Below are 25,003 nucleotides of genomic sequence, written 5' to 3'. Positions count from 1 at the left end.
ACAAGTATAAGCAGCAATTTCGGGTTACGCAGAGAGGCAAGCCAGGCGCAGGCGGACCGCCCGCGCCAGAAGAGGGTTACGGCAGCACTTTCGCCGAAAGAATAACGACCGGTTTAGACGGAACATTTTGGTACGGGCCAACGTTGTGGGTCGGAACCTGAGAGATTTTGTCGGCGACGTCCATACCCTTCACCACTTTACCAAATACCGCATAGCCAAAATCACGCTGGCCGTGGTCGAGGAAGGCGTTATCCGCCACGTTGATGAAGAACTGGCTGGTCGCGCTGTCCTGATCGGCGGTACGCGCCATGGCGATCGTCCCGCGGGTATTACGCAGGCCATTGTCGGCTTCGTTTTTAATCGGCGGGTTAGGCTGCTTTTGCTGCATCTGCTCGTTAAAGCCGCCGCCCTGCACCATAAAGCCTGGGATCACCCGGTGGAAGGTCGTGTTGTTATAGAAACCGCTGTTCACGTACTTCAGGAAGTTATCGACAGAAATCGGCGCCTTCTGGCTATTCAGCTCCAACTCGATGTTGCCAGCAGAAGTGGTCAGCAGTACGTGCGGGTCGCCCTTGGCCGCCATGGCGGGGGAGAATGCTGAAATGGCGAATACGGCAGCCATCGCCGCCAGAGTGGATTTGAGCATGGAAATTCCTTAACGGAGCAGAGTAAAAAGCAAGTGCCTTGATTCTAAAGAGCCTTTGCATAGCGGGCTAGCCTTTTACCTAATTTTACTTAGCTGAAACACTTGTTACGAACTGACTCAATCCTCTCACCGATCACTAATGTGATGGAGATCACATAAATCCATGCAATAAATTCTACATTTCAATATAAACGTTTGCCTTCATCACTTGAATGAATAAAATCTGTGCGCCCGGCGCAGCGTCAACGCGCTTTACCTATCTATTCACAGGCCTGTCATGACTAACAGCAATCGTATCAAGCTCACATGGATCAGCTTTTTCTCCTACGCCCTGACCGGCGCGTTGGTGATCGTCACCGGGATGGTGATGGGGAACATCGCAGATTATTTCCATCTGCCGGTGTCCAGTATGAGTAACACCTTTACCTTCCTCAATGCCGGTATTCTGATTTCTATCTTCCTCAATGCCTGGCTGATGGAGATCGTGCCGCTGAAAACCCAGCTGCGCTTTGGCTTTATCCTGATGCTGTTAGCCATCGCCGGGCTGATGTTCGGCCACAGCCTGACGCTGTTCTCCGCGTCGATGTTCGTGCTCGGTCTGGTCAGCGGGATCACCATGTCGATCGGGACTTTCCTGATTACCCACATGTATGAAGGCCGCCAGCGCGGCGCGCGTCTGCTGTTCACGGACTCCTTCTTCAGCATGGCAGGGATGATCTTCCCGATGGTCGCCGCCGTTCTGCTGGCGCGCAGCATCGAGTGGTACTGGGTTTACGCCTGTATCGGCCTGGTCTACGTCGCTATTTTCGTGCTGACTTTCGGCTGTGAGTTCCCGGTGCTTGGCAATAAAGCGCTGGCGGAAAACAGCCAGCCGGTAGTGAAAGAGAAATGGGGCATCGGCGTGCTGTTCCTTTCCATCGCCGCGCTATGCTACATCCTCGGCCAGTTGGGCTTTATCTCCTGGGTACCAGAGTATGCCAAAGGCCTCGGCATGAGCCTCGGCGACGCCGGTAAGCTGGTCAGCGATTTCTGGATGTCCTATATGATCGGCATGTGGTCGTTCAGCTTCATCCTGCGCTTCTTCGACCTGCAGCGCATCCTGACCGTGCTGGCGGGTCTGGCGACAGTCCTGATGTATCTGTTCATTAACGGTTCGCCGGAGCATATGCCGTGGTTCATCCTGACCCTTGGCTTCTTCTCCAGCGCTATCTATACCTCGATCATTACCCTGGGCTCGCAGCAGACCAAAGTCGCTTCACCGAAGCTGGTGAACTTCATTCTGACCTGCGGCACCATCGGCACCATGCTGACCTTCGTGGTGACCGGGCCGATCGTCGCGGCCAGCGGCCCGCTGGCCGCGCTGCACACCGCGAACGGCCTCTATGCCGTGGTATTCGTGATGTGTCTGCTCCTTGGCTTCGTTTCCCGCCACCGTCAGAACGCGTCGGCGCACTAAGCCTTAGGCCCCTTTGCTTCGGCAAAGGGGCTATTTTTGGTAAAAAACAGCTCCTCGCCGCCTTTATCGGTCTGTATCCACGTCTGCGCCAGCTGCGTAGTCGCAATGACCCTTCCCTGACGAATTGACCAACGTACCGGCACCTGGCAGCGTACGGCTTCAAAACCGTTTTCAGCAGGCAAGATCACCAGATTAGCCGGATTGCCGGTAGCGATGCCGTAATCATTGAGCCCAAAGGTTCTGGCGCTGTTGTGGGTAATCAGCTGTAGACTGTCGTTAATCTGCTGATAGCCCATCAGTTGGCAAACGTGCAGCCCCATATGCAGCACCTGTAGCATGTTGCCGGTTCCCAACGGATACCATGGGTCGAACACATCATCGTGGCCAAAACAAACATTAATGCCGGCCGCCATCAGCTCCTTGACCCGCGTCACGCCGCGCCGCTTCGGGTAGTCATCAAAGCGCCCCTGCAGATGAATATTGACCAGCGGGTTGGCGACGAAGTTAATGCCCGAGAGTTTTAACAGGCGGAACAGCCGCGAGGTATAAGCGCCATTGTAGGAGTGCATCGCGGTCGTATGACTCGCGGTCACCCGGGGGCCGATTCCCTCTTTTAATGCCAGCGCGGCGACCGTTTCGACAAAGCGTGACTGTTCATCGTCAATTTCATCGCAGTGGATATCCAGCGGACGCTGGTATTTCTGCGCCAAACGGAAGGCGATATGCAGCGATTCCACTCCGTATTCACGAGTAAATTCGAAATGCGGGATCGCCCCGACCACATCGGCGCCCAGCTGTAATGCCTCCTCCAGCAAACTCTCACCATTGGGGTAGGATAAAATCCCTTCCTGGGGGAAGGCGACTATCTGCAAATCGACCCACGGCGCTACCTCTTGTTTGACTTCCAGCATCGCTTTCAGCGCGGTCAACGATGGGTCAGAAACATCGACATGGGTGCGAACAAACTGGATGCCGTTAGCGATTTGCCAGCGCAGGGTTTTCCACGCGCGGGCTTTCACATCCTCATGGCTTAGCAGCGCTTTACGCTCGGCCCAACGCTCAATCCCCTCGAACAGCGTCCCGGACTGGTTCCAGTTTGGTTCTCCCGCCGTTTGCGTGGTATCGAGATGAATGTGCGGTTCGATAAACGGCGGGATGGCCAATCCGCCGCGGGCGTTAAGCACTTCGTAGCTCTCGCTGCGTGCCTCTCCCATCGGCGTAATGTCGCCGAATCGCCCTTTATCAATCGCAATCTGCCACAACCCTTCCCTCTTTGGCAGATGGACGTTCTGAATTAACCACAGCGGCGTTGTCGACATAGTTTGCTCCCCTGAATATTGCTCATTTCTTCCGCTGCCTTTGTACATAAAAAGAACAGAACGGAAAAGCCTGATTTTTCCATAACTTATAAAAATCATTATAAATCATGAATATACTCATTAAGTGGTAGGTAAGTTCTAAATTGATTTGTATCAATGAGTGTAGTAGCTGAATCGTTAAGGTAGGCGGTAATAGAAAAGAAATCGAGGCAAAAATGAGCAAAGTCAGAATCGCTATTATCGGTAACGGCATGGTCGGCCATCGCTTTATCGAAGAGCTTCTTGATAAGGCGCCTGCCGGACAATTCGACATTACCGTGTTCTGTGAAGAGCCGCGTATCGCCTATGACCGTGTCCACCTGTCGTCTTACTTCTCCCATCACACTGCGGAAGAGCTGTCGCTGGTACGCGAAGGTTTCTATGAGAAACACGGCGTCAAGGTGCTGGTCGGCGAACGCGCGATTACCATCAACCGCCAGGAAAAGGTTATCCACTCCAGCGCTGGCCGTACCGTTTTCTACGACAAGCTGATTATGGCGACTGGCTCATACCCGTGGATCCCGCCGATTAAAGGCGCGGAAACCCAGGATTGCTTCGTCTATCGTACTATTGAAGATCTTAACGCCATCGAATCCTGCGCCCGTCGCAGCAAACGCGGCGCGGTGGTCGGCGGCGGTCTGCTCGGTCTGGAAGCAGCCGGCGCGCTGAAAAATCTCGGGGTGGAAACCCACGTGATCGAGTTTGCGCCGATGCTGATGGCCGAGCAGCTCGATCAGATGGGCGGCGAGCAGCTGAAGCGTAAGATCGAAAGCATGGGTGTGAAGGTTCACACCAGCAAAAACACCAAAGAGATCGTTCAGCAGGGCACCGAGGCGCGCAAAACGATGCGCTTCGCCGACGGTAGCGAACTGCAGGTCGATTTCATCGTCTTCTCTACCGGTATCCGTCCGCGCGACAAGCTGGCTACTCAATGCGGTCTCGCCGTCGCCCAGCGCGGCGGCATCATGGTCAACGATAGCTGCCAGACCTCCGACCCGGATATCTACGCTATCGGCGAATGCGCCAGCTGGAATAACCGCGTGTATGGTCTTGTCGCCCCGGGCTACAAAATGGCGCAGGTGACGGTTGACCATATCCTCGGCAACGACAATCTGTTCACCGGCGCCGACCTCAGCGCCAAGCTGAAACTGCTCGGCGTTGACGTTGGCGGTATCGGCGACGCCCACGGGCGCACGCCGGGCGCGCGTAGCTACGTCTATCTCGACGAAAGCAAAGAAGTCTACAAACGGCTCATCGTCAGCGAAGATAACAAAACCCTGCTCGGCGCGGTACTGGTCGGCGACACCAGCGATTACGGCAACCTGCTGCAGCTGGTGCTGAACGCCATCGAATTACCGGAAAACCCGGATTCGCTGATCCTCCCGGCCCACGCCGGCAGCGGCAAGCCGTCTATCGGCGTGGATAAACTGCCGGACAGCGCGCAAATTTGTTCCTGCTTCGACGTCAGCAAAGGCGACCTGATCGCCGCTATCAATAAAGGCTGTCACACCGTAGCGGCGCTGAAAGCGGAAACCAAAGCCGGAACCGGCTGCGGCGGCTGTATTCCGCTGGTGACGCAGGTGCTCAACGCCGAGCTGGCGAAACAGGGTATCGAAGTGAACAACAATCTGTGCGAGCACTTCGCCTACTCTCGCCAGGAACTGTTCCACCTGATCCGCGTGGAAGGCATCAAAACCTTCGACGAGCTGCTGGAAAAACACGGTCAGGGCTACGGCTGTGAAGTCTGTAAGCCGACCGTCGGTTCCCTGCTGGCCTCCTGCTGGAATGAGTACATCCTCAAACCACAGCACACGCCGCTGCAGGACACCAACGATAACTTCCTCGCCAATATCCAGAAAGATGGCACCTACTCGGTGATCCCGCGCTCCGCAGGCGGCGAAATCACGCCAGAAGGCCTGGTTGCCGTCGGTCGCATCGCGCGCGAATTTAATCTGTATACCAAAATCACCGGCTCCCAGCGTATCGGCCTGTTCGGCGCGCAAAAAGATGACCTGCCGGAGATCTGGCGTCAGCTGATTGAAGCCGGCTTCGAAACCGGCCATGCGTACGCCAAAGCGCTACGTATGGCGAAAACCTGCGTCGGCAGTACCTGGTGCCGCTACGGCGTCGGCGATAGCGTCGGCTTCGGCGTAGAACTGGAAAACCGCTACAAAGGCATCCGTACCCCGCACAAAATGAAGTTCGGCGTCTCCGGCTGCACCCGTGAATGCGCGGAAGCCCAGGGTAAAGACGTTGGGATCATCGCCACCGAGAAAGGCTGGAACCTGTACGTGTGCGGTAACGGCGGGATGAAACCACGCCACGCCGATCTGCTGGCCGCGGACCTCGATCGCGATACGCTCATCAAATATCTCGACCGCTTTATGATGTTCTACATCCGCACCGCCGATAAGCTGACCCGTACCGCGCCGTGGCTGGACAACATGGAAGGCGGCATCGACTATCTGCGCAGCGTCATCATCGACGATAAGCTGGGCCTGAACGATCACCTTGAAGAAGAGCTGGCTCGCCTGCGCGCCGCTTTCGCCTGCGAATGGACCGAGACCGTCAATAACCCGGCGGCGCAGACGCGCTTCAAACACTTTATCAACAGCGACCAGCGCGACCCGAACGTTCAGGTGGTGCCGGAACGTGACCAGCATCGCCCGGCCACGCCCTATGAGCGCATCCCGGTCACGCTGGTGGAGGAAAACGTATGAGCCAGTGGGTAAACATCTGCAAAATTGACGACATCCTGCCGGCGACCGGCGTCTGCGCGCTGCTGGGGCAACAGCAGGTGGCTATCTTCCGTCCGTACCATGACGACAGAGTGTTCGCCATCAGCAATATCGATCCGTTCTTCAATGCCAGCGTGCTGTCCCGCGGGATCATCGCTGAGCATGACGGCGCGCTGTGGGTTGCCAGCCCGCTGAAAAAGCAGCGCTTCCGCCTCAGCGACGGGTTGTGCATGGAAGATGAGAGCCACTCCATCGCCCATTACGAAGCCCGTGTTAAAGATGGCAAAGTGCAGCTGAAAGCCTGATGCCGCATGGTTCCCTCCGCGCCGCGGGGGGAACCATATCATCGGCTTATAACCACTACTAAGTAGAGGCGGCAAAATTCATATCTCCGTGATTCCCTCTGCTGCTATGCTACGACCGCACTCCCTTTCCCCCCTTGCCGTGAGGATCTGCCGTGGACCACTTACCTATTTTTTGCCAACTACGCGATCGCGACTGCTTGCTGGTCGGCGGCGGCGATGTCGCTGAACGCAAGGCGCGTCTTTTGCTCGACGCCGGCGCCCGGTTAACGGTGAACTCACGCCAGTTTACTCCGCAGTTTCAGGTGTGGGCCGAGGCGCAGATGCTGACGCTGGCGCAGGGCGATTTCAATCCTGCGCTGCTCGATAACTGCTGGCTGGCGATCGCCGCCACCGACGATGATGTCGTTAATCAGCAGGTCAGCGAGGCAGCCGAATCACGGCGTATTTTCTGTAACGTGGTGGATGCGCCCCGTCAGGCTAGCTTTATCATGCCGTCAATTATCGACCGCTCGCCGCTGATGGTCGCCGTGTCTTCCGGTGGTACCTCGCCGGTGTTGGCGCGCCTGCTGCGTGAAAAGCTCGAATCGCTGCTGCCGCTGCATCTCGGACAAATCGCCCGCTATGCCGGGCAGCTGCGCTCAAGGGTGAAAAAGCAGTTCGCTACCGTCGGCGAACGCCGCCGCTTCTGGGAAAAGCTATTTGTTAACGATGGCCTCGCCCAATCGCTGGCGAACGATGATCGTCAGGCCGTCGCCGATACCACGGAACGGTTACTGAATGAACCACTGGAACATCGCGGCGAAGTGGTGCTGGTTGGCGCCGGTCCGGGCGATGCCGGTCTGCTCACCCTCAAAGGGCTGCAGCAGATCCAGCAGGCCGATGTGGTGGTCTACGACCGGCTGGTCTCCGACGATATTATGAATCTGGTGCGCCGCGACGCCGATCGGGTATTTGTCGGCAAACGCGCAGGCTATCACTGCGTGCCGCAGGAGGAAATTAACCAAATCCTGCTGCGCGAAGCGCAAAGCGGCAAGCGTGTCGTGCGCCTGAAAGGCGGCGATCCGTTTATTTTTGGCCGCGGCGGCGAAGAGCTGGAGACTCTCTGCGCGGCAGGTATTCCGTTCTCGGTGGTGCCGGGGATCACCGCCGCATCCGGCTGCTCAGCCTACTCAGGTATTCCGCTTACCCACCGTGATTTCGCCCAGGGCGTACGTCTAATTACCGGCCATATGAAAACCGGTAGCGATCTCGACTGGCAAAACCTGGCGGCGGAAAAACAGACGCTGGTGTTCTATATGGGGCTAAACCAGGCGCCGGCGATCCGTGAAAAGCTGATCGCCCACGGCATGGCGGCGGATATGCCGGCCGCCATCGTCGAGAACGGCACCGCGGTCAACCAGAAGGTTGTCGCCGGCACTCTGGATCGGTTGGATATTCTGGCGCAGCAGATGGCCAGCCCGGCGTTGATTATCGTGGGCCGCGTGGTGGCGCTACGCGACAAGCTGAACTGGTTTTCTCACCATTAAGCTAATGCGCTCTAACAGACACAAAAAAACCGGGATTATCCCGGTTTTTTTACCTTCAGCGAGCCTTGTTACGGCTTAGCGACAAAGCCAATCGCGTCATATACCGCTTTCAGGGTCTTAGAAGCGTGCGCGCTGGCTTTTTCCGCCCCCTCTTTCATCACCTGATTAAGGAACGCTTCGTCGTTGCGGAAACGGTGATAGCGCTCCTGCAGCTCGGTCAGCATACCGGAAACCGCTTCGGCGACTTCGCCTTTCAGGTGGCCGTACATTTTACCTTCAAAGTGCTGTTCCAGTTCCGGAATGCTCTGGCCGGTCACGGCGGAGAGGATATCCAGCAGGTTGGAAACGCCCGCTTTGTTTTGCACATCGTAACGGACAACCGGCGGCTCGTCGGAGTCGGTCACCGCGCGTTTAATCTTCTTAACTACCGATTTCGGGTCTTCCAGCAGACCAATGACGTTGTTGCGGTTGTCATCGGACTTGGACATCTTCTTGGTCGGCTCCAGCAGGGACATCACGCGCGCGCCGGACTTAGGAATAAACGGCTCCGGCACTTTAAAGATATCGCCATAGATAGCGTTAAAGCGCTGCGCGACGTCGCGGCTCAGCTCAAGATGCTGTTTCTGATCTTCGCCTACCGGTACCTGGTTGGTCTGGTACAGCAGAATATCAGCGGCCATCAGTACCGGGTAGTCAAACAGACCGGCGTTGATGTTCTCGGCGTAGCGCGCGGACTTGTCTTTAAACTGGGTCATGCGGCTCAGCTCGCCGAAATAGGTGTAGCAGTTCAGCGCCCAGCCCAGCTGGGCGTGTTCCGGCACGTGAGACTGGACGAAAATGGTGCTCTTTTGCGGATCGATACCACAGGCCAGGTACAGCGCCAGCGTATCCAGCGTCGCTTTACGCAGGTTCTGCGGATCCTGACGCACGGTGATTGCGTGCTGGTCAACGATGCAGTAAATACAGTGATAGTCATCCTGCATGTTTACCCATTGACGCAGCGCACCCATATAGTTGCCAATGGTCAATTCACCTGAGGGCTGTGCGCCACTAAAAACGATGGGCTTAGTCATTTTTTAATTCCTGAGTTTCACTGTACGGTAGCCCAAGAGCGGGCAAGAGTTCATTAAATTGGTCAAAGATAAAATCCGGCTCGCTCAACGCAATCGGCTCGCCGTAGTTGTAGCCGTAAGTCAGACCGATAGAGCAACAGCCCGCCGCTTTCGCCGCCTGAATATCGTTGCGCGAATCCCCGACGAACAGGAGTTCGGCTGGCGTCAGAGAGAGCTTTTGCGCCACCAGCAGCAGCGGATCCGGATGCGGCTTTTTATTCTTCACATCGTCGCCGCCGATCACCACGCTAAAGTATTTCGCGATATCGAGGGCCTCGAGCAAGGGCGCCACGAACGGTGTCGGTTTGTTGGTAACCAGCGCCAGCGGCAGGCCTTTTGCGTGCAGCGCGCCGAGCGTATCGGCCACTGCCGGGAACAAGAAACTGCCTTCTTCCGCCGCTTCGGCGTAATAGCGGTCGAACAGTTTACGCAAAACGCGTAGCTGTTCGTCTTGCGGTATATCATGATCGTCGACGGAAGGTTTCCCCATCGCCGCGCGTAACGTGGCACGCTCCTGGCGAGCCCAATTCAGCGCCCGCTCCATCAGGACGTCTGCGCCGTTGCCAATCCAGGTCACGACGCGCTCTTCACCTGCCACCGGCAGTTCCAGCGCGTAAAGCGCGCTATCAACGGCAGCGGTTAAACCCGGCGCGCTATCGACCAGCGTACCGTCCAGGTCAAATGCCACGCCGCGGACGGCCTGTAATTTATCCATGACTAACCTTCGCTAATTCACTGCGCATTTGATCAATAACTTTTTTGTAGTCCGGCTGGCCGAAGATCGCCGAACCGGCGACAAACATATCCGCACCGGCCGCGGCAATTTCACCAATGTTGCTGGCTTTCACGCCACCATCGACTTCAAGGCGAATGTCGTAGCCGGATTGATCGATAAGCTGACGCACCTGACGCAGTTTTTCAAGAGTGTGCGGAATAAAGGACTGGCCGCCAAAGCCTGGGTTAACCGACATCAGCAGGATCACATCCAGCTTATCCATAACGTAATCGAGATAGCTCAGCGGCGTTGCCGGGTTGAATACCAGCCCCGCTTTACAGCCGTGCTCTTTGATAAGCTGCAGGCTGCGGTCGACGTGTTCAGAGGCTTCCGGGTGGAAAGTGATAATGCTGGCGCCGGCTTCGGCAAAATCAGGAATGATGCGGTCGACCGGCTTTACCATCAGGTGCACATCGATCGGCGCGGTAATGCCGTAGTTGCGCAGCGACTTCAGCACCATCGGGCCAATCGTCAGATTCGGCACGTAGTGGTTGTCCATGACGTCGAAGTGTACGACATCCGCGCCCGCCGCCAGTGCCTTAGCGGTATCCTCGCCCAAACGGGCAAAATCAGCCGACAGAATCGAAGGGGCAATCAAATACTGCTTCATCCGCATCTCCTTGAAATTTATTTGGTCTTCGGCGGACGGTACAGCGCTAAGAGCTCGTCCACCTTTTTACGCGTACCACCGTTGCTGCTGATGCTGCGCCGAACCTTCACAATATGCGTTTCCGCCGCGTTTTTATACCACTCCTGCGTCAGCGGCGTGCGGTGGTTTGAGATAAGCACCGGGATCCGCTTTTTCATCAACGATTCCGCCTTTTTCGCCAGCATTACCTGCTGATCAAGGTTGAAACTGTTGGTGTGGTAGGCGGTAAAATTCGCCGTCGCCGTCAGCGGCGCGTACGGCGGGTCGCAATAGACCACCGCCCGGCTATCGGCTCGCTTCATGCACTCTTCATAAGATTCGCAGTAAAACTCGGCGTTCTGCGCCTTGGCGGCGAAGTGATAGAGCTCAGCCTCGGGGAAATAGGGCTTTTTGTAGCGGCCAAACGGCACGTTGAACTCGCCGCGCAGGTTGTAGCGGCACAATCCGTTGTAGCCATGGCGATTCAGATACAGGAACAGCACCGCGCGACGCAGGGGATCCTGACTCTGGTTGAATTCATCACGGTACTGGTAGTAGCGCTCCGCGGCGTTGTTTTCCGGCGTAAACATCTCGCGTGCGGCGCTGACGTATTCGTCAGTGCGCAATTTGACGATGTTATACAGACCGATCAGATCGCTATTGATATCCGCGAGGATATAACGAGAAAAGTCGGTATTCAGGAATACCGACCCGGCGCCCACAAAGGGCTCAATTAAGCATTCACCTTCCGGCAAATGCTTTTTAATATCGTCAAGCAGGGGGTATTTCCCCCCTGCCCACTTCAGAAAAGCGCGATTCTTTTTCATGCTGCCTAACTAATTACACTTTCTCCGGCTGTGGAGAAATCGCTCCGACAGCATCCTGCGCTTAAGACTACTCGCGGCATTACTTCAGGTCAGCTTGTACCTGATGCAGCGGTTTTGCCCATGGATTTTTCGCCTGAACATCCGCAGGGAGCGTGGCGACGGCACGTTTCGCTTCATCTTTCGAAGCGTAGATGCCGCTGACCAGCACATACCACGGTTGACCGTTGCGAGTCGTCTCATAGACAACATATTTTTCCAGCTTCTCTTTCTTAGCCCAGTTGTTCAGGTTGTTGTAGTTAGAGGAGCTGCTGAGCTGCAACGTATAGTTACCTGACGGCGCAGACTTCATCGAACCAACATCGCCAGCCGTTTTGCTACCAGCCGCTGCGGTCGCCGCAGGCGCAGTGGCCGCCGGGGTGGAGGTCGTTGCGGCAGGCGCAGTCGCGGTAGCCGTTGGCGCGGTTGTCGCAGCCGGTTTAGTCTGCGCAGTGGCGACAGGCTTGCTGGCGGTAGCCGCCGGCGCGCTCTCTACGCGCTTAGGTTTGGTTTCAACCGGCGCTTTGGCGGTAGCCTGCGGCTTGCTTTGCGGTTTCGGTTCAATCACCACCTGTTTACGCTCGACAGGACGCGGCGCGGCAGCCGTCTGGCGTTCGGTCGTTTGACGCGGCGCGGCGCCATTACGCATTGGCGCAACGGTCGCAGGTTCGGTCGGTAAGGTGGAGTTAGCAACGGCGCTATCCAGTTGACCCTGCTGCTGAGTCAGTGCGTTGTTCAGGTCGCCCTGAACTTCCACACGCTGCTGGCCCTGCGGCTCAGAGGCGGGTTGACCCTGAGTCGGATTAGAGGCGATCGGCGGCAGAGAAACGTCCTGCGGCTGTTGCTGGTTGGTGTTGCCCGCAGTTTGATCGACCGGCTGCGCGGCATTGTTGTTCTGGTCAGCGGTCATGCTTTGATCGCCTGACAGGTTAACGCTCTTCTCACCAGAAGCGGATTCATTGGAAGAAGATGGCGATTTCAGCGCCGAACCCACGCCGACAATCAGCAGCAGGAGTACCAGCACCCCGACGCCCATCATGACATACTGGCGGGAAGCCGGTTTAGCAGGAGCCTTTTTGCGTTTACGCGGACGGCGTTCAACCTGCTGCTCTTCTTCTGCTTCTTCTTCGGACTCAAGGTCCTCTTCATACTCTTCTTCATCGCGTTCACGACGGGCTTTGTTCGCGCGCGTCGGACGGCTTTCATCAGCCTCGAGATCGAGATCGTCGAAATTGATCTGCGGATCGGCGTCACGCTCGGAAGACTGACGGGAACGACCAGTACGACGATCGTTGCGATCGGCTTTCATATCGTCTTCTGGTTTGAAATCATCCATTTAACACCCCACTAAAAGGCTTATGCTCACGATTATTGCATGTTGCCCGAAATGATAACGCCGCGCGGACGCGGCTAGACCTTCTTATTGTTGCGCCTGCTGAGTATCAGCAATCGCGCCAAGAACTACATCGTGCGACACTCCGCCGCGGACCTCGCTCTTTCCTATAGCGAGCGGCAATACCAGGCGCATTTCGCCTGCCAGTACCTTTTTATCACGCATCATGTGAGGCAAGTACGCTTCTGCAGACATTTCCTGCGGCCCGCGTACCGGCAACCCTGCACGTTGCAACAGCGCAATCATACGCTGCGTATCCTGCGCGCTAAACTGCCCTAAACGCTCGGACGTATGCGCCGCCATGACCATTCCTGCCGCCACAGCTTCGCCATGTAGCCAGTTACCGTAGCCCATTTCAGCTTCGATAGCATGACCAAATGTATGTCCCAGATTCAGTAAAGCACGTAACCCGGTTTCGCGCTCGTCGGCAGCGACAACTTCGGCTTTTAACTCACAACAACGGCGAATACAGTACGCCATCGCTGATTCATCCAGCGCCATCAGCGCATTGATGTTGTCTTCAAGCCAGCAGAAGAACTCGCCGTCGAGAATAATGCCGTACTTAATGACCTCAGCCAGGCCGGAGGAGAGCTCGCGCTTCGGCAATGTTTTGAGACAATTAAGGTCGACGACCACGGAAACCGGCTGCCAGAAGGCGCCAATCATATTTTTACCGAGGGGATGGTTTACGGCCGTTTTGCCGCCAACCGAAGAGTCCACCTGCGAAAGCAGCGTGGTGGGAACTTGAATAAAACGTACGCCGCGCTGATAGCTCGCCGCGGCAAAACCGGTTAAATCGCCAACCACGCCGCCGCCGAGCGCCACGAGTGTGGTGTCGCGGCCATGTGGTTTTTGCAACAGCGCGGTAAATACCGTATCCATCACCGCCAGGCTTTTATACTGCTCGCCATCCGGCAGGATCACGCTGTCGACATTGACACCCGCTTGCTCCAGTACGGAGCGAACGGTATCAAGATAAAGCGGCGCCAGCGTTTCATTGGTGACCAGCATAACCTGGTCGCCTGATTTCAGTGGCAGAAAAGAAGCTGGATCGTTAAACAAACCAGCCGCGATGGTAATCGGGTAACTACGTTCCCCGAGAGTTACAGTCAGCTTCTCCATAACGCGACGTCCACCTCAGTTGCTTTACTCTGACGCACTTTATTAAGCCAGAATCAGTTGCTTTCCAGCATATGAATAATCTGGTTTGCAACGACTTTCGCGCTTTGATCGTCGGTGCGGATAGTCACATCGGCAATCTCTTCATACAGCGGATTACGCTCATCTGCCAACGCTTCAAGAACTTCACGTGGCGGCGCATCTACTTGTAATAAAGGACGCTTTTTATCGCGCTGCGTACGAGCAAGTTGTTTTTCGATCGTTGTTTCCAGGTAGACCACCACGCCGCGGGCGGAGAGACGGTTACGCGTTTCACGGGATTTTACTGAGCCGCCGCCAGTGGCGAGTACGATTCCCTGTTTTTCCGTCAACTCATTGATGATTTTTTCTTCACGATCGCGGAAGCCTTCTTCGCCTTCGACATCGAAGACCCAGCCGACGTCTGCGCCAGTGCGTTTCTCAATCTCTTGATCAGAATCGTAAAATTCCATGTTGAGCTGTTGGGCTAACTGGCGCCCAATAGTGCTTTTGCCGGCACCCATAGGCCCAACCAGAAAGATATTGCGTTTCTCTGCCATTTTTTCGGTACTACTAAGACTATTCGTTAATGATAAACCCGCTTCGCAGACACCCAGCGCAGCAGGACATGAACTGAAACCTCATATGCAATAGAGCGAGAGTCAGACTAAAAATTATCTCAATACTCCGGCTGGTTTGGCAACAGAATAAAATCACCGGACATAAAGGGAGGATTGATGTCGTACCCGACTCTCAAATCGGTACCCCTTGTATGCTAAATCCGTCCCCGCGTCAAACACCTGAAACGTGTTTAGCATGAAAAACCCGCTTAATGTACTGCCAGAATACGCGGCGTGATGAAGACAACCAGTTCACGTCGTTCATTATCTTTACCATCATGGCGAAACAGCTGCCCGAGTAAGGGGATTTCGCCAAGCAACGGCACGCTGTCGCGCGCCCACTTATTCTTCTGCGAAAAAATACCGCCCAGCGCCAGGGTCTCGCCGCTTTTCACCTCGACTAAGGTTTCAATCTCTTGCTTATCAATTGCCAGCGCTTCGCCGTTTTCCTGCTGCAGTACCTGGCCTGGCGTATTTTCGCTAATGCGCAGCTTCAGGCGCACGCGATCCTGCTGTAGCACCGTCGGCGTCACCTCCATACCCAGGACCGCCTCTTTAAACTCAACCGAGGTGGCGCCGCTTTCTCCGCTGGAGACCTGATAGGGGATCTCGCTGCCCTGTTTGATACTAGCGGGTTGCATATGCGACGCCAGCAGGCGCGGACTGGCGATGATGTCCACCTGCTGCTTTTGCTCCAGCGCGGAAAGCTCAAGCTCCAGTAGCCGCCCGTTAATCCGGCCGATATTAAACCCGCCGCGGGTGGTCGCGTCTGATACCGCCAGATTACTGCTCAGGTTGGTCATTTTCCCCATCCCCGGCGTGCTGCTGGCCTCCGCCAGGCTCCACTTCACGCCAAGCTCACGCAGGCTGGTCGCGCTCATTGACACAATGTGCGCCGCCAGCTCCACCTGCCCGACCGGCAGATCCATCTCTTCAGCCCACGCCTTCAGCGCCGGCAGATGCCGATCGTCGTCGCGGATTAACAGACGATTAGTTCGCCGATCGACGGTCATCGTGCCGCGGGCGCTCAACAGCTTGCCCCCGGATTTCGCCAGTTCGTCTGCGTCGGCATAGCGAAGCGGGATACTGTGGTTACGTAATGGCAGATTCTGCCAGCGTTTAGCCTGCTCGGCTTCCTGCTGCGTCCGTTTCGCTTGCTGCCACGCCAGCGTGTGGATGTACAACACCGTGCCCTGACGGGCCATTGTCAGTCCAGCGCTATCGAGAACCGACTGGAGCGCCTGTTGCCAGGGGACGCTATTTAAGTGGAGCGACAGCGTGCCGCTGACCTCCGGCGCCACGATTAAATTAAGATGTTGCATTTCCGCCAGGCTTTGCAGTACCTGGGCCACCGGTACATCATCAATCACCAGCGATACCGGCGGTTCTTTTTTCGCCGCCGCGGCCAGCAGCGGCAGCAGCAGAAGTAGCAGGCTTATCCTTCGCATCATGTTGGCTTTCCTTACGTGACCAGACCCAGCGTGCGGGTTCACACCCGGTATTGGCCTCCAGAGTTAATGTTTCTGCCGTTAGCTGTCGAATTCGCCAGCCGCCAGGCAAAACGTCGTTAATTCGTACACGCCGCCACTGACCGGTATGATCCTGAACAAGACCCAGCCACTGGGCCGGGCGGCCAACCCCGCCGCCGTAACGCCACTGCGTCAGCTGCGCGGTCTGGCAGTGGTCCTCGACCGGTAAAAAAGGATCGCGCGCTCCTGCCAGCAGCGGGCAAACCAGCAGCAGCATGTATCCTTTATATTTCATCGTCGCGCTCCAGTTGCAACGACATCTGTAGCACCCCTTTTTCATCATTTAGTGAAAAAGCGCTTGCGTGTACCCCGCAATCGGCAAGCCAGGCGAACAGCGGCGGCACCGACTGCCAGTTAACCGCCGCCAGCATCTCACCGCCTCGCCCTCGCGGTTGCCAGGCCTGTAACAAGATACCGGCCACGGGTGGCTCCAGCGGTGAAAAACGCCGGGCCGTCCAATCATCAACCACGCGCTGCTGCAGCGTGGCCCGCAGCGGCATTACTCGCCGCCATTGCGTCTGTAGCGGCACATTCGCGGGCGGTGAAACGCTGACAGCAGCAAGCGAAAACGCCAGATACATTGCCGCGGCCAAAACTGTGGCGCAGAGTAACGCTAACGGCCATCCGCGCAGCGCCTGCAGGCGTTCAATCGCTGTCCGCATCGGCAGTGTCTCCAGGTAGAAAAAAGCTAAATGACCAGCGTCCCTGTGTATCGCGATGCGTTCCTCCTGCCATCGCCGGTTGAAACCCCTCCAGCTTGCCAAGCGCCTTTTCCAGCGCCACCACCGCCTTGAGGTTCAGCGCCAGGCCGCTGAGGGTGATGCCCTGCGGTTGGTAGTCCAGTCTGGTTAACCACAGCGGCTCCGGCAACAGCGACGCTAACGTGAGCAATCGTGTCTGCCAGGCCTGCATTTCGGCTCGCCGCTGCGCTTGCCGTGCCTGTCGCTCACCGCGCTTTATTTCTTCGCGCATCTCCCGCTCGCGTTGCAACAGCGTGGAATAAAGCAGATTGTCGGCCTGGGTATGCATCGCCTGCTGCGCCGCGTCCATCTGACGCAACGCGCGCGTCGCTATCGTCAGGGCGGCGATGCTTAACGCCATCGCTACCGCCAGCAGCCCGCCCAGACGCAAGCGTTGCCGCCGTCGCGTCTCGCGCCACGGCAGAAGATTAATCGGCTGCGCCATGGTTATTTACCTCCCAGCGCCAAACCAAGCGCGATAGCAAAGCGATCGCCGCAGGCGGGAAGCGGCGGCTGCAGGCGGTGGATCACGCTCCAGCAATCAAAGCTATTTTCCGCCAACGGCAGGCTGCTACAGAGCTGGAACTGTTCATCGTTGAGGCGCGAGGTTAAGTGCGAGAAAGAGGGGGCTTCAGCGCATGGACAATAGCCCCAGCGCTCCTGGGTCGCCCATAACCATTGCGCGTCCCCCTGCCAGACCAATCCCTGAGTCGCGTCAGTAAGCCAGGGAAAAAAAGAAGTGAGAGCAGCCGCATCCGGCACGATCGCCGCCAGGCGCAGCTTCAGCCGCCGAGCCAGTTGACGCAGCGCGTCGATATCCAAACGCTGAGCCGCCGTCGCCTGCCAGCCATCGTTAGCCGCGCGGGCGGTGTAATCGATACACAGCGAAGAGGCAGGCATTTCCAGCTGACGCGCCATCGTACCCGCTATCCACATTGCTCTTTCGTTTTCCCGCAGCGACACCTGTGGCGCCGGCAACTGCTTTTGCAGCGTACGGCTGGCAGGAAGCGCAATGCACACCTGATGCTGTAACGGCAGCTCGCGGCGCCAATCACGTAACCGCTTCACCGCCTCATTGATGTCAACGATGCTGCCCTGCGCCACCAGGCCGGGCGGCAGCGGAATTCGCCACCAGCGACGTAACGCCCAGCGTCCACGTTCGTACAATAGTGCCACTATGACGACGCTATCCTGTTGAATGTGAATTCCTATACGCCAATTTCTGAAAGTCATGCTTAGATCTCCTTATCCGCGATTGCGATTCAAGGAGCAGCCTGGATATACCATGTGGCGAAATGGGGGCTTTTAGCGTCGATCGACACGCCGTCTGGAAGACATAGCGCCAGCAAGCCGCCCCGTGGGGGTATATCAATGCTCCTGGCTTGCCTTTATACTACCGCGCGTTTGTTTATAAACTGCCCAAATAAAACTAAATGGGAATTCTCCGGTGAAGTTCGTAAAGTATCTTTTTATCCTTGCAGTTTGTTGCGTTCTGCTGGGAGCAGGCTCGATTTATGGCCTCTACAAATTTATAGAGCCGCAACTCCCCGACGTCGCGACCTTAAAGGATGTGCGCTTGCAGATCCCGATGCAGGTTTATAGCGCGGACGGCGAGCTCATTGCGCAATATGGCGAAAAGCGCCGCATCCCCGTCACTCTGCAGCAGATGCCGCCGGAGCTGATAAAAGCGTTTATCGCGACTGAAGATAGCCGCTTCTATGAGCATCATGGCGTCGATCCGGTGGGGATTTTCCGCGCCGCCAGCGTGGCGATGTTCTCAGGCCATGCTTCGCAGGGCGCCAGTACTATTACTCAGCAGCTTGCGCGTAACTTCTTCCTCAGCCCGGAAAAAACGATAACGCGTAAGATCAAAGAGGTTTTCCTCGCGATCCGCATCGAACAGCTGCTGAATAAAGACGAAATTCTCGATCTTTACCTCAATAAAATTTACCTCGGCTACCGCGCCTATGGTGTCGGCGCCGCCGCGCAGGTTTACTTCGGTAAAACGGTCGATCAGCTGACGCTGAGCGAAATGGCGGTCATCGCCGGTCTACCAAAAGCGCCTTCCACCTTTAACCCGCTCTATTCGCTGGATCGCGCGACCTCGCGTCGCAACGTGGTGCTGTCGCGTATGCTGGGCGAAGGCTATATCACCCAGGCACAGTACGATCAGGCGCGCAGCGAGGCGATTGACGCCAGCTATCACACGCCGGAAATCGCCTTCTCCGCCCCGTATTTGAGCGAAATGGTGCGTCAGGAGATGGTCAACCGCTACGGCGAGCAGGCCTACGAAGACGGCTATCGCGTCTACACCACCATCACGCGTAAAAACCAGCAGGCCGCCCAGCAATCGGTGCGTAAAAACGTGCTCGATTACGACATGCGCCACGGCTATCGCGGCCCGGTCAACGTGCTGTGGAAAGTTGGCGAGACCCCGTGGGATAACAAAAAAATCCTCGATACGCTGAAAAAACTGCCGGGCGTCGGCCCGCTGGCGCCGGCGGTAGTCACCTCCGCGAACCCGCAGGAAGCCGTCGCGTTGCTGGGCAACGGCACGTCGGTGGCGTTAACGATGGATGGCGTCCGCTGGGCGCGTCGCTACGTTTCCGATACGCAACAAGGCTCGACGCCGCGCAAAGTGACCGACGTCATTCAGACCGGGCAGCAAATTTGGGTGCGCAAAGAGGGCGACAAATGGTGGCTGTCGCAGGTGCCGGAAGTGAACTCCGCGCTGGTCTCTATCAACCCGCAAAATGGCGCGATTATCGCTCTGGTCGGCGGCTTTGACTTCAATCAGAGTAAATTCAACCGCGCTACCCAGGCGCTACGTCAGGTTGGCTCCAATATCAAGCCGTTCCTTTATACCGCGGCGATGGACAAAGGCTTAACCCTCGCCAGTATGCTTAACGATGTGCCGATCTCCCGCTGGGATGCCGGCGCGGGCTCCGACTGGCGGCCAAAAAACTCGCCGCCGCAGTACGCCGGCCCTATTCGTTTGCGTCAGGGATTAGGTCAGTCGAAGAACGTGGTGATGGTGCGCGCGATGCGCGCAATGGGCGTCGATTATGCGGCAGAGTATCTGCAGCGTTTCGGCTTCCCGGCGCAGAACATCGTCCATACCGAATCACTGGCGCTGGGTTCCGCTTCCTTTACCCCGCTACAGGTCGCCCGCGGCTACTCGGTAATGGCTAACGGCGGCTTCCTGATTAACCCGTACTTCATTAGCAAGATCGAGAACGACCAGGGCGGCGTGCTGTTTGAAGAGCGGCCTAAGGTCGCCTGTCCGCAATGTAATTCGCCGGTGATCTACGGCGATACGCCGAAATCCAACGTGCTGGAAAACCAGGATGTCGAAGAGGTCGCCACCTCTCAGGAGCCGCAAAACGGCGACGTCCCGCCGCAACCGCAGCTTGAGCAGGCTAATCAGTCGCTGGTCGCGCAAAGCGGCGCGCCGGAGTATGCCCCGCATGTTATCAACACGCCGCTGGCCTTCTTGATTAAGAGCGCGCTGAATACCAATATTTTCGGCGAACCGGGCTGGATGGGCACCGGCTGGCGTGCGGGCCGCGATCTGCAGCGTCATGATATCGGCGGCAAAACCGGTACCACCAACAGTTCGAAAGATGCGTGGTTCTCCGGATACGGTCCGGGCGTCGTGACGTCGGTGTGGATTGGTTTCGATGACCACCGTCGCGATTTGGGCCGTACCACCGCTTCCGGCGCGATTAAAGATCAGATTTCGGGTTATGAAGGCGGCGCTAAAAGCGCCCAACCGGCCTGGGATGATTTTATGAAACGGGTGCTGGAAGGCGTGCCGGAAGAGCCGTTAACGCCGCCGCCGGGTATTGTGACGGTGAATATCGACCGCAGTACAGGTCAACTGGCTAACGGCGGCAACAGCCGCGCCGAGTACTTCATCGAGGGCACGCAGCCTACCCATCAGGCAGTGCGCGAAGTCGGCACCACCATTACCGATAGCGGTGGCGAAACCCACGAATTGTTCTAATAAAAAAAGCGCCTGCAGGCGCTTTTTTTATGTCCGGATGAGACGCTTATAACTACAAACGCCCCTGCGCCTGTAGCCATTCACGCACCAGAAACAGCGCGCTGACGTTACGCGCTTCATTGAAGTCTTCTTCTTCCAGTAGCGACATCAGCTGCGACAGCGGCCAGCGCACCTGCGGCAGCGGTTCCGGCTCATCGCCCGGCAGCGATTCCGGATAGAGATCTTCCGCCACCATGATGTTCATTTTGCTGGAGAAATAAGATGGCGCCATGCTGAGCTTCTTCAGGAAGGTCAATTGACGGGCGCCGAAACCCACCTCTTCTTTCAGCTCGCGGTTGGCGGCTTCCATGGCGGTTTCGCCAGGGTCGATAAGCCCTTTGGAGAAACCCAGCTCGTAGGATTCGGTGCCGACCGCATATTCGCGGATTAAAATAATGTGGTCGTCAACAATCGGCACAATCATTACGGCTTCACGCGCGGTGGGCCGCATGCGTTCATAAACGCGACGCACGCCGTTGCTGAACTCCAGGTCCACGCTTTCAACATTAAAAAGACGCGAACGCGCTACCGTTTCAACGTTGAGAATGGTGGGTTTTTGTAATGATTTGCTCATTGTCATCGGTCTATGCTGTGATTACAGAAGTCATTGTGCGATACGCAGCACGGTTTCGGCAATCCAAATTGCCACTAATTTACATAGTTGCAACGTTTTGCTTGCGATGCAAAGATTCATAAAGATAAAAAAGTCAATAGGTTGAATTTGTTTTGAGAATTTACCGATTCCTGAGTTTTCCCGTTTTTGATAAGCTTACATGCTGCTGCATTGCACAATAAAATTTCCTGCATTAGACAACATGTGCCGATAAACAATTAAAATTACTATGACGATGGGATGGGCATGGGCACCTTTCTGACCTTTTTCACAGCTCTGCTACTCTGTGTCTTGCTTATCGGGTGGTGGTATCGATCTCATGCCAGACGTCGTCGCCTCCCCTTACTGCAAGCCTTTAGCGACGCGACGACCCGCAAGCTTTCTGATGATGAACGCCAGGCGGTCGAAAAGTATCTCGATGGCCTCAGCCAGTCGCAACAGGTACCGGCGACCGGCGCCAGCGTCGCGCCTGTCGCCCTGAAACTGAATGAGCAGAGCGACACCGTTTATACCGTCACCCGCGCCGTCACCCGCTATGGCATTTCGTCTGATGAGCCCAACAAATGGCGATACTTCCTCGACTCGGTGGAGGTTCACCTGCCGCCGTTCTGGGAACAGCATATCAACGACGAGAACAGCGTCTCGCTGATCCCAACCGACAGCCTGCCGCTGGTGATTGTTCTCAATGACCACACCTTGCGCGACTATCCGCAGGAAGCCCGCAGCTACGCGCTTGAACGCGCATCGGCTACCCAGGCGTCGATTCGCGGTGAGGAGAGCGAGCAGGTCGAGCTGCTGAACATCCGCCAGGAAACTCAGGAAGAGCATGCTCTCAGCCGTCCTGACAGCCTGCGCGAAGGGATTATGATCGTCGCAGCCTTCCTGCTGTTCTATTGCTGTCTGATCTCCCCGGATGTCTTCGCGCCGTGGCTGCTCGGCGGCGGCGTGCTGCTGTTGGCCGCGGGCGTATGGGGCATTTACGCGCCGCCGCTGGCCGGTTCGCTACGCGAAATCCACTGCCTGCGCGGGATGCCGAAGCGCTGGGGACTGTTTGGCGAGAACGACCAGGAACACGTTAATAATATTTCGCTGGGGATTATCGACCTTATCTATCCGCGTCACTGGCAACCGTGGATCGCCCAGGATCTGGGGCAGCAAACCGATATTGATATTTATCTTAACCGCCACGTTGTTCGCCAGGGGCGATTCCTGTCGCTGCACGATGAAGTGAAACACTTCCCGCTGCAGTACTGGCTGCGCAGCGCGATTATCGCCGCCGGCGCGCTGCTGGTCGTCATCATGCTGTGGATTAGCGTACCGCTGAATATGCCCTTTAAATTCACCCTCTCCTGGCTTAAGGGGGCGCAGACCATCGAAGCCACCACCGTCGGCCAGCTTGAGAAGGCGAAAGTACGAATCGGCGACACGCTGCAATTAAAAGGTACCGGGATGTGCAACATCCGTACGCCGGGCGCCTGGAGCGCGAAAGACGCGTCACCGTTTACGCCATTCGATTGTTCGCAGATTATCTGGAACGACGCGCCTCCCCTGCCGCTGCCGGAGTCCGATATCGTCGGGAAGGCCACGGCGCTGGTCCAGGCGGTACAGCGCCAGTTGCATCCTGACCCGGACGACGATTCGCACGTTAGCCCGGCATTACGTTCGGCAATTCAGAAATCAGGAATGGTGCTGCTGGATGACTTCGGCGATATCGTGCTGAAAACCAACGATCTCTGCTCGGCGAAAGATGACTGCGTGCGTCTGAAGAACGCGCTGGTCAACCTTGGCAATACCCGCAACTGGGAAGCGCTAACCAAACGCGCCACCGCCGGTAAGCTCGATGGGGTGAACGTATTGCTGCGCCCGGTAAGCGCCGAATCGCTGGAGAATCTGGTGACCACTTCCACCGCGCCGTTTGTGATGCGTGAAACCTCCCGTGCGGCGCAGGCGCTAAATAGCCCGGCCCCTGGCGGATTCCTGATCGCCAGCGATGAAGGCAGCGAACTGGTCAATCAGCCGTGGCCGGCTATCAGCCTGTACGATTATCCCGCCCACGAGCAGTGGGGCGAGCTGCAGCGCCTGGCGGGCATGTTGATGCACACGCCATTCCATGCGGAGGGGATTGTCACTAATCTTTATACCGATGCCAATGGCACCCAGCATATCAACCTGCACCGCATTCCCGATCGCAGCGGACTGTGGCGCTATCTTGGCACCACTCTGCTGCTGCTGGCGATGCTTGGTTGTATGGCGTGGCACGGCGTGCAGGCGATCCGTCGCTATCAGCGCCAGCGCCTGCGCATGGAAGAAATTCAAAAATATTATGAAAGCTGCCTGAATCCGGTTCTTATCCCTTCCCCGGATCATCAAGATTAATTCCTGCGCGACAGGGTGTGATACCCTGTCGCGCATTTCCCCCTCGCTGGAGACTCACCATGCAAATCAATATCGCGTGGCAGGAGGTTGATACCGTTCTGCTGGATATGGATGGTACGCTGCTCGACCTCGCCTTCGACAACTACTTCTGGCAAAAATTGGTCCCGGAAACCTGGGGCGCCGCGCGCGGACTCAACCTGCAGGAAGCCAAAGCGGCAATGCACCAGGAGTATCACGCCGTGCAGCATACGCTAAACTGGTACTGTCTTGATTACTGGAGCGAGCGACTGGGTTTGGATATTTGTGCGATGACCAGCGAGCAGGGACCGCGGGCAAAACTGCGGGAAGATACCGTGCCATTCCTTGATGCGCTGCGGGCCAGCGGCAAGCGCCGCATCCTGCTGACCAACGCGCACCCGCATAATCTGGCGGTGAAGCTCAAGCACACCGGTCTGGACGCGCACCTTGATTTATTACTTTCCACCCACACATTTGGTTATCCGAAAGAGGATCAGCGCCTGTGGCGCGCGGTGGCGGATGAAACCGGCCTTGATGCGCGCAAAACGCTGTTTGTCGATGACAGCGAGGCTATCCTGGACGCGGCGGCGCAGTTCGGTATTCGTTATTGCCTGGGCGTCACCAATCCGGATTCCGGCCTGGCGGAAAAACAGTATACCCGCCATCCCGGCGTGAACGATTACCGGCGGCTGATCCCTTCCCTGACTCCGGAGGAGAGGCCATGAAAGATAAGCCCGCAGAAAGCGTCAGGCTGGACAAATGGCTCTGGGCAGCCCGCTTTTATAAAACTCGCGCCATTGCGCGCGAAATGGTTGAAGGCGGCAAGGTGCACTACAACGGACAACGTAGTAAGCCGAGCAAAATCGTCGAGCTGAATGCCACCCTGACCCTGCGCCAGGGCAACGACGAGCGCACCGTTATCGTCAAAAGCGTTACCGAACAGCGCAGGCCAGCCAGCGAAGCCGTTATGCTGTACGAAGAGACGGCGGAGAGTATCGAGAAACGCGAAAAAGTGGCGCTGGCGCGTAAGCTGAATGCGCTCACGATGCCGCACCCAGACAGACGTCCGGACAAAAAAGAGCGCCGCGACCTGATGAGATTTAAACACGGCGACAGCGAATAACG

At 56.8% G+C, this 25,003-nt stretch carries 23 protein-coding genes; 8 read left to right on the top strand and 15 right to left on the bottom strand.

Annotation, left to right across the window (positions count from 1 at the left end):
* Positions 1 to 76: 76 nt before the first annotated feature.
* The gene (gene ppiA, locus KGA69_RS08225; protein WP_015369397.1) at positions 77 to 646 is read right to left on the bottom strand and encodes a peptidylprolyl isomerase A; all 570 of its coding nucleotides are present in this window, start codon (positions 644 to 646) and stop codon (positions 77 to 79) included.
* A 277-nt stretch (positions 647 to 923) separates the two neighbouring features.
* On the opposite strand from ppiA, the gene tsgA reads away from it, so the two are divergent.
* On the top strand, positions 924 to 2,102 hold the full coding sequence (gene tsgA / locus KGA69_RS08220; protein WP_015369396.1) for an MFS transporter TsgA: 1,179 nt from the start codon (positions 924 to 926) through the stop codon (positions 2,100 to 2,102).
* Here tsgA and KGA69_RS08215 read toward each other — a convergent pair.
* Positions 2,099 to 3,421, bottom strand: coding sequence for a cytosine deaminase (locus tag KGA69_RS08215; protein WP_045394871.1), 1,323 nt, complete (start codon positions 3,419 to 3,421; stop codon positions 2,099 to 2,101). The genes tsgA and KGA69_RS08215 overlap by 4 nt on opposite strands.
* Before the next feature lie 215 nt (positions 3,422 to 3,636).
* Here KGA69_RS08215 and nirB point away from each other — a divergent pair, with 215 nt between their 5' ends.
* The 3 genes from nirB (at position 3,637) to cysG (ending at position 8,029) form a co-directional block, all read left to right on the top strand.
* Positions 3,637 to 6,180 (top strand): nitrite reductase large subunit NirB, encoded by a 2,544-nt coding sequence (gene nirB, locus KGA69_RS08210; RefSeq protein ID WP_015369394.1) that lies wholly within the window; start codon positions 3,637 to 3,639, stop codon positions 6,178 to 6,180.
* Positions 6,177 to 6,503 (top strand): nitrite reductase small subunit NirD, encoded by a 327-nt coding sequence (gene nirD, locus KGA69_RS08205; protein WP_015369393.1) that lies wholly within the window; start codon positions 6,177 to 6,179, stop codon positions 6,501 to 6,503. The genes nirB and nirD overlap by 4 nt, the downstream gene beginning before the upstream one ends.
* A 152-nt stretch (positions 6,504 to 6,655) precedes the next feature.
* Positions 6,656 to 8,029 (top strand): siroheme synthase CysG, encoded by a 1,374-nt coding sequence (cysG, locus tag KGA69_RS08200; protein WP_213293000.1) that lies wholly within the window; start codon positions 6,656 to 6,658, stop codon positions 8,027 to 8,029.
* A gap of 68 nt (positions 8,030 to 8,097) precedes the next feature.
* Here the strand turns inward: cysG and trpS are convergent, their stop codons facing one another.
* The 12 genes from trpS to pilM form a co-directional block, all read right to left on the bottom strand.
* Positions 8,098 to 9,102 carry a tryptophan--tRNA ligase gene (gene trpS, locus KGA69_RS08195; RefSeq protein WP_045394867.1) on the bottom strand — a complete coding sequence of 335 codons (1,005 nt, stop codon included), beginning with the start codon at positions 9,100 to 9,102 and terminating at the stop codon, positions 8,098 to 8,100.
* Positions 9,095 to 9,856, bottom strand: a complete 762-nt coding sequence (gph, locus tag KGA69_RS08190; RefSeq protein ID WP_049060880.1) for a phosphoglycolate phosphatase — start codon at positions 9,854 to 9,856, stop codon at positions 9,095 to 9,097. The genes trpS and gph overlap by 8 nt, the downstream gene beginning before the upstream one ends.
* Positions 9,849 to 10,526: a ribulose-phosphate 3-epimerase gene (gene rpe / locus KGA69_RS08185; RefSeq protein ID WP_015369389.1), complete on the bottom strand. Its 678-nt coding sequence runs from the start codon at positions 10,524 to 10,526 to the stop codon at positions 9,849 to 9,851. The genes gph and rpe overlap by 8 nt, the downstream gene beginning before the upstream one ends.
* A 17-nt stretch (positions 10,527 to 10,543) precedes the next feature.
* Positions 10,544 to 11,371, bottom strand: a complete 828-nt coding sequence (gene dam, locus KGA69_RS08180) for an adenine-specific DNA-methyltransferase (RefSeq protein WP_045394863.1) — start codon at positions 11,369 to 11,371, stop codon at positions 10,544 to 10,546.
* Positions 11,372 to 11,450: 79 nt separating this feature from the next.
* The gene (gene damX, locus KGA69_RS08175; RefSeq protein WP_213292998.1) at positions 11,451 to 12,743 is read right to left on the bottom strand and encodes a cell division protein DamX; all 1,293 of its coding nucleotides are present in this window, start codon (positions 12,741 to 12,743) and stop codon (positions 11,451 to 11,453) included.
* Between the two features lie 84 nt (positions 12,744 to 12,827).
* Entirely contained in the window at positions 12,828 to 13,922 is a 1,095-nt protein-coding gene (aroB, locus tag KGA69_RS08170; protein WP_045394859.1) for a 3-dehydroquinate synthase, read from the bottom strand.
* Between the two features lie 53 nt (positions 13,923 to 13,975).
* Positions 13,976 to 14,497, bottom strand: a complete 522-nt coding sequence (gene aroK / locus KGA69_RS08165) for a shikimate kinase AroK (RefSeq protein WP_002920267.1) — start codon at positions 14,495 to 14,497, stop codon at positions 13,976 to 13,978.
* Between the two features lie 269 nt (positions 14,498 to 14,766).
* Positions 14,767 to 16,008 carry a DNA uptake porin HofQ gene (gene hofQ / locus KGA69_RS08160; RefSeq protein WP_213292996.1) on the bottom strand — a complete coding sequence of 414 codons (1,242 nt, stop codon included), beginning with the start codon at positions 16,006 to 16,008 and terminating at the stop codon, positions 14,767 to 14,769.
* Positions 15,920 to 16,321, bottom strand: coding sequence for a HofP DNA utilization family protein (locus tag KGA69_RS08155; protein WP_045394855.1), 402 nt, complete (start codon positions 16,319 to 16,321; stop codon positions 15,920 to 15,922). Before KGA69_RS08155 ends, hofQ begins: the two co-directional genes overlap by 89 nt.
* A complete protein-coding gene (locus KGA69_RS08150; RefSeq protein ID WP_213292994.1) occupies positions 16,311 to 16,748 on the bottom strand; it encodes a HofO family protein in 438 nt (145 codons plus the stop codon). The genes KGA69_RS08155 and KGA69_RS08150 overlap by 11 nt, the downstream gene beginning before the upstream one ends.
* Positions 16,732 to 17,271, bottom strand: coding sequence for a PilN domain-containing protein (locus tag KGA69_RS08145; protein ID WP_213292992.1), 540 nt, complete (start codon positions 17,269 to 17,271; stop codon positions 16,732 to 16,734). The genes KGA69_RS08150 and KGA69_RS08145 overlap by 17 nt, the downstream gene beginning before the upstream one ends.
* A 2-nt stretch (positions 17,272 to 17,273) precedes the next feature.
* A complete protein-coding gene (pilM, locus tag KGA69_RS08140) occupies positions 17,274 to 18,059 on the bottom strand; it encodes a pilus assembly protein PilM (protein WP_213292990.1) in 786 nt (261 codons plus the stop codon).
* Positions 18,060 to 18,273: 214 nt separating this feature from the next.
* On the opposite strand from pilM, the gene mrcA reads away from it, so the two are divergent.
* Positions 18,274 to 20,832: a peptidoglycan glycosyltransferase/peptidoglycan DD-transpeptidase MrcA gene (gene mrcA, locus KGA69_RS08135; RefSeq protein WP_213292989.1), complete on the top strand. Its 2,559-nt coding sequence runs from the start codon at positions 18,274 to 18,276 to the stop codon at positions 20,830 to 20,832.
* A gap of 52 nt (positions 20,833 to 20,884) precedes the next feature.
* Here mrcA and nudE read toward each other — a convergent pair whose 3' ends face one another.
* Positions 20,885 to 21,445: an ADP compounds hydrolase NudE gene (nudE, locus tag KGA69_RS08130; RefSeq protein WP_015703662.1), complete on the bottom strand. Its 561-nt coding sequence runs from the start codon at positions 21,443 to 21,445 to the stop codon at positions 20,885 to 20,887.
* 285 nt (positions 21,446 to 21,730) lie between these two features.
* Between nudE and KGA69_RS08125 the strand changes: the two genes are divergently transcribed.
* Genes KGA69_RS08125 through hslR form a run of 3 tightly spaced genes read left to right on the top strand, consistent with a single transcriptional unit; the run spans position 21,731 to position 25,001 of the window.
* Positions 21,731 to 23,860 carry an intracellular growth attenuator family protein gene (locus tag KGA69_RS08125; RefSeq protein ID WP_045394848.1) on the top strand — a complete coding sequence of 710 codons (2,130 nt, stop codon included), beginning with the start codon at positions 21,731 to 21,733 and terminating at the stop codon, positions 23,858 to 23,860.
* Between the two features lie 59 nt (positions 23,861 to 23,919).
* Positions 23,920 to 24,603, top strand: coding sequence for a GMP/IMP nucleotidase (gene yrfG, locus KGA69_RS08120; RefSeq protein ID WP_045394847.1), 684 nt, complete (start codon positions 23,920 to 23,922; stop codon positions 24,601 to 24,603).
* Complete coding sequence (gene hslR, locus KGA69_RS08115) at positions 24,600 to 25,001, top strand: ribosome-associated heat shock protein Hsp15 (protein WP_015369376.1); 402 nt, start codon at positions 24,600 to 24,602, stop codon at positions 24,999 to 25,001. The genes yrfG and hslR overlap by 4 nt, the downstream gene beginning before the upstream one ends.
* Positions 25,002 to 25,003: the final 2 nt, after the last annotated feature.

The organism is Klebsiella sp. A52 (assembly GCF_018388785.1).
GTDB classification, from domain to species: domain Bacteria; phylum Pseudomonadota; class Gammaproteobacteria; order Enterobacterales; family Enterobacteriaceae; genus Klebsiella; species Klebsiella aerogenes.
This window is presented reverse-complemented; position numbering and strand designations above follow the sequence as displayed.

Excerpts from the sequence above, each read along its gene's own strand:
- ppiA (WP_015369397.1), bottom strand. The coding sequence starts at position 646 with ATGCTCAAATCCACTCTGGCGGCGATGGCTGCCGTATTCGCCATTTCA.
- tsgA (WP_015369396.1), top strand. The coding sequence starts at position 924 with ATGACTAACAGCAATCGTATCAAGCTCACATGGATCAGCTTTTTCTCC.
- KGA69_RS08215 (WP_045394871.1), bottom strand. The coding sequence starts at position 3,421 with ATGTCGACAACGCCGCTGTGGTTAATTCAGAACGTCCATCTGCCAAAG.
- nirB (WP_015369394.1), top strand. The coding sequence starts at position 3,637 with ATGAGCAAAGTCAGAATCGCTATTATCGGTAACGGCATGGTCGGCCAT.
- nirD (WP_015369393.1), top strand. The coding sequence starts at position 6,177 with ATGAGCCAGTGGGTAAACATCTGCAAAATTGACGACATCCTGCCGGCG.
- trpS (WP_045394867.1), bottom strand. The coding sequence starts at position 9,102 with ATGACTAAGCCCATCGTTTTTAGTGGCGCACAGCCCTCAGGTGAATTG.
- gph (WP_049060880.1), bottom strand. The coding sequence starts at position 9,856 with ATGGATAAATTACAGGCCGTCCGCGGCGTGGCATTTGACCTGGACGGT.
- rpe (WP_015369389.1), bottom strand. The coding sequence starts at position 10,526 with ATGAAGCAGTATTTGATTGCCCCTTCGATTCTGTCGGCTGATTTTGCC.
- dam (WP_045394863.1), bottom strand. The coding sequence starts at position 11,371 with ATGAAAAAGAATCGCGCTTTTCTGAAGTGGGCAGGGGGGAAATACCCC.
- damX (WP_213292998.1), bottom strand. The coding sequence starts at position 12,743 with ATGGATGATTTCAAACCAGAAGACGATATGAAAGCCGATCGCAACGAT.
- aroB (WP_045394859.1), bottom strand. The coding sequence starts at position 13,922 with ATGGAGAAGCTGACTGTAACTCTCGGGGAACGTAGTTACCCGATTACC.
- aroK (WP_002920267.1), bottom strand. The coding sequence starts at position 14,497 with ATGGCAGAGAAACGCAATATCTTTCTGGTTGGGCCTATGGGTGCCGGC.
- hofQ (WP_213292996.1), bottom strand. The coding sequence starts at position 16,008 with ATGATGCGAAGGATAAGCCTGCTACTTCTGCTGCTGCCGCTGCTGGCC.
- KGA69_RS08155 (WP_045394855.1), bottom strand. The coding sequence starts at position 16,321 with ATGAAATATAAAGGATACATGCTGCTGCTGGTTTGCCCGCTGCTGGCA.
- KGA69_RS08150 (WP_213292994.1), bottom strand. The coding sequence starts at position 16,748 with ATGCGGACAGCGATTGAACGCCTGCAGGCGCTGCGCGGATGGCCGTTA.
- KGA69_RS08145 (WP_213292992.1), bottom strand. The coding sequence starts at position 17,271 with ATGGCGCAGCCGATTAATCTTCTGCCGTGGCGCGAGACGCGACGGCGG.
- pilM (WP_213292990.1), bottom strand. The coding sequence starts at position 18,059 with ATGACTTTCAGAAATTGGCGTATAGGAATTCACATTCAACAGGATAGC.
- nudE (WP_015703662.1), bottom strand. The coding sequence starts at position 21,445 with ATGAGCAAATCATTACAAAAACCCACCATTCTCAACGTTGAAACGGTA.
- KGA69_RS08125 (WP_045394848.1), top strand. The coding sequence starts at position 21,731 with ATGGGCACCTTTCTGACCTTTTTCACAGCTCTGCTACTCTGTGTCTTG.
- yrfG (WP_045394847.1), top strand. The coding sequence starts at position 23,920 with ATGCAAATCAATATCGCGTGGCAGGAGGTTGATACCGTTCTGCTGGAT.
- hslR (WP_015369376.1), top strand. The coding sequence starts at position 24,600 with ATGAAAGATAAGCCCGCAGAAAGCGTCAGGCTGGACAAATGGCTCTGG.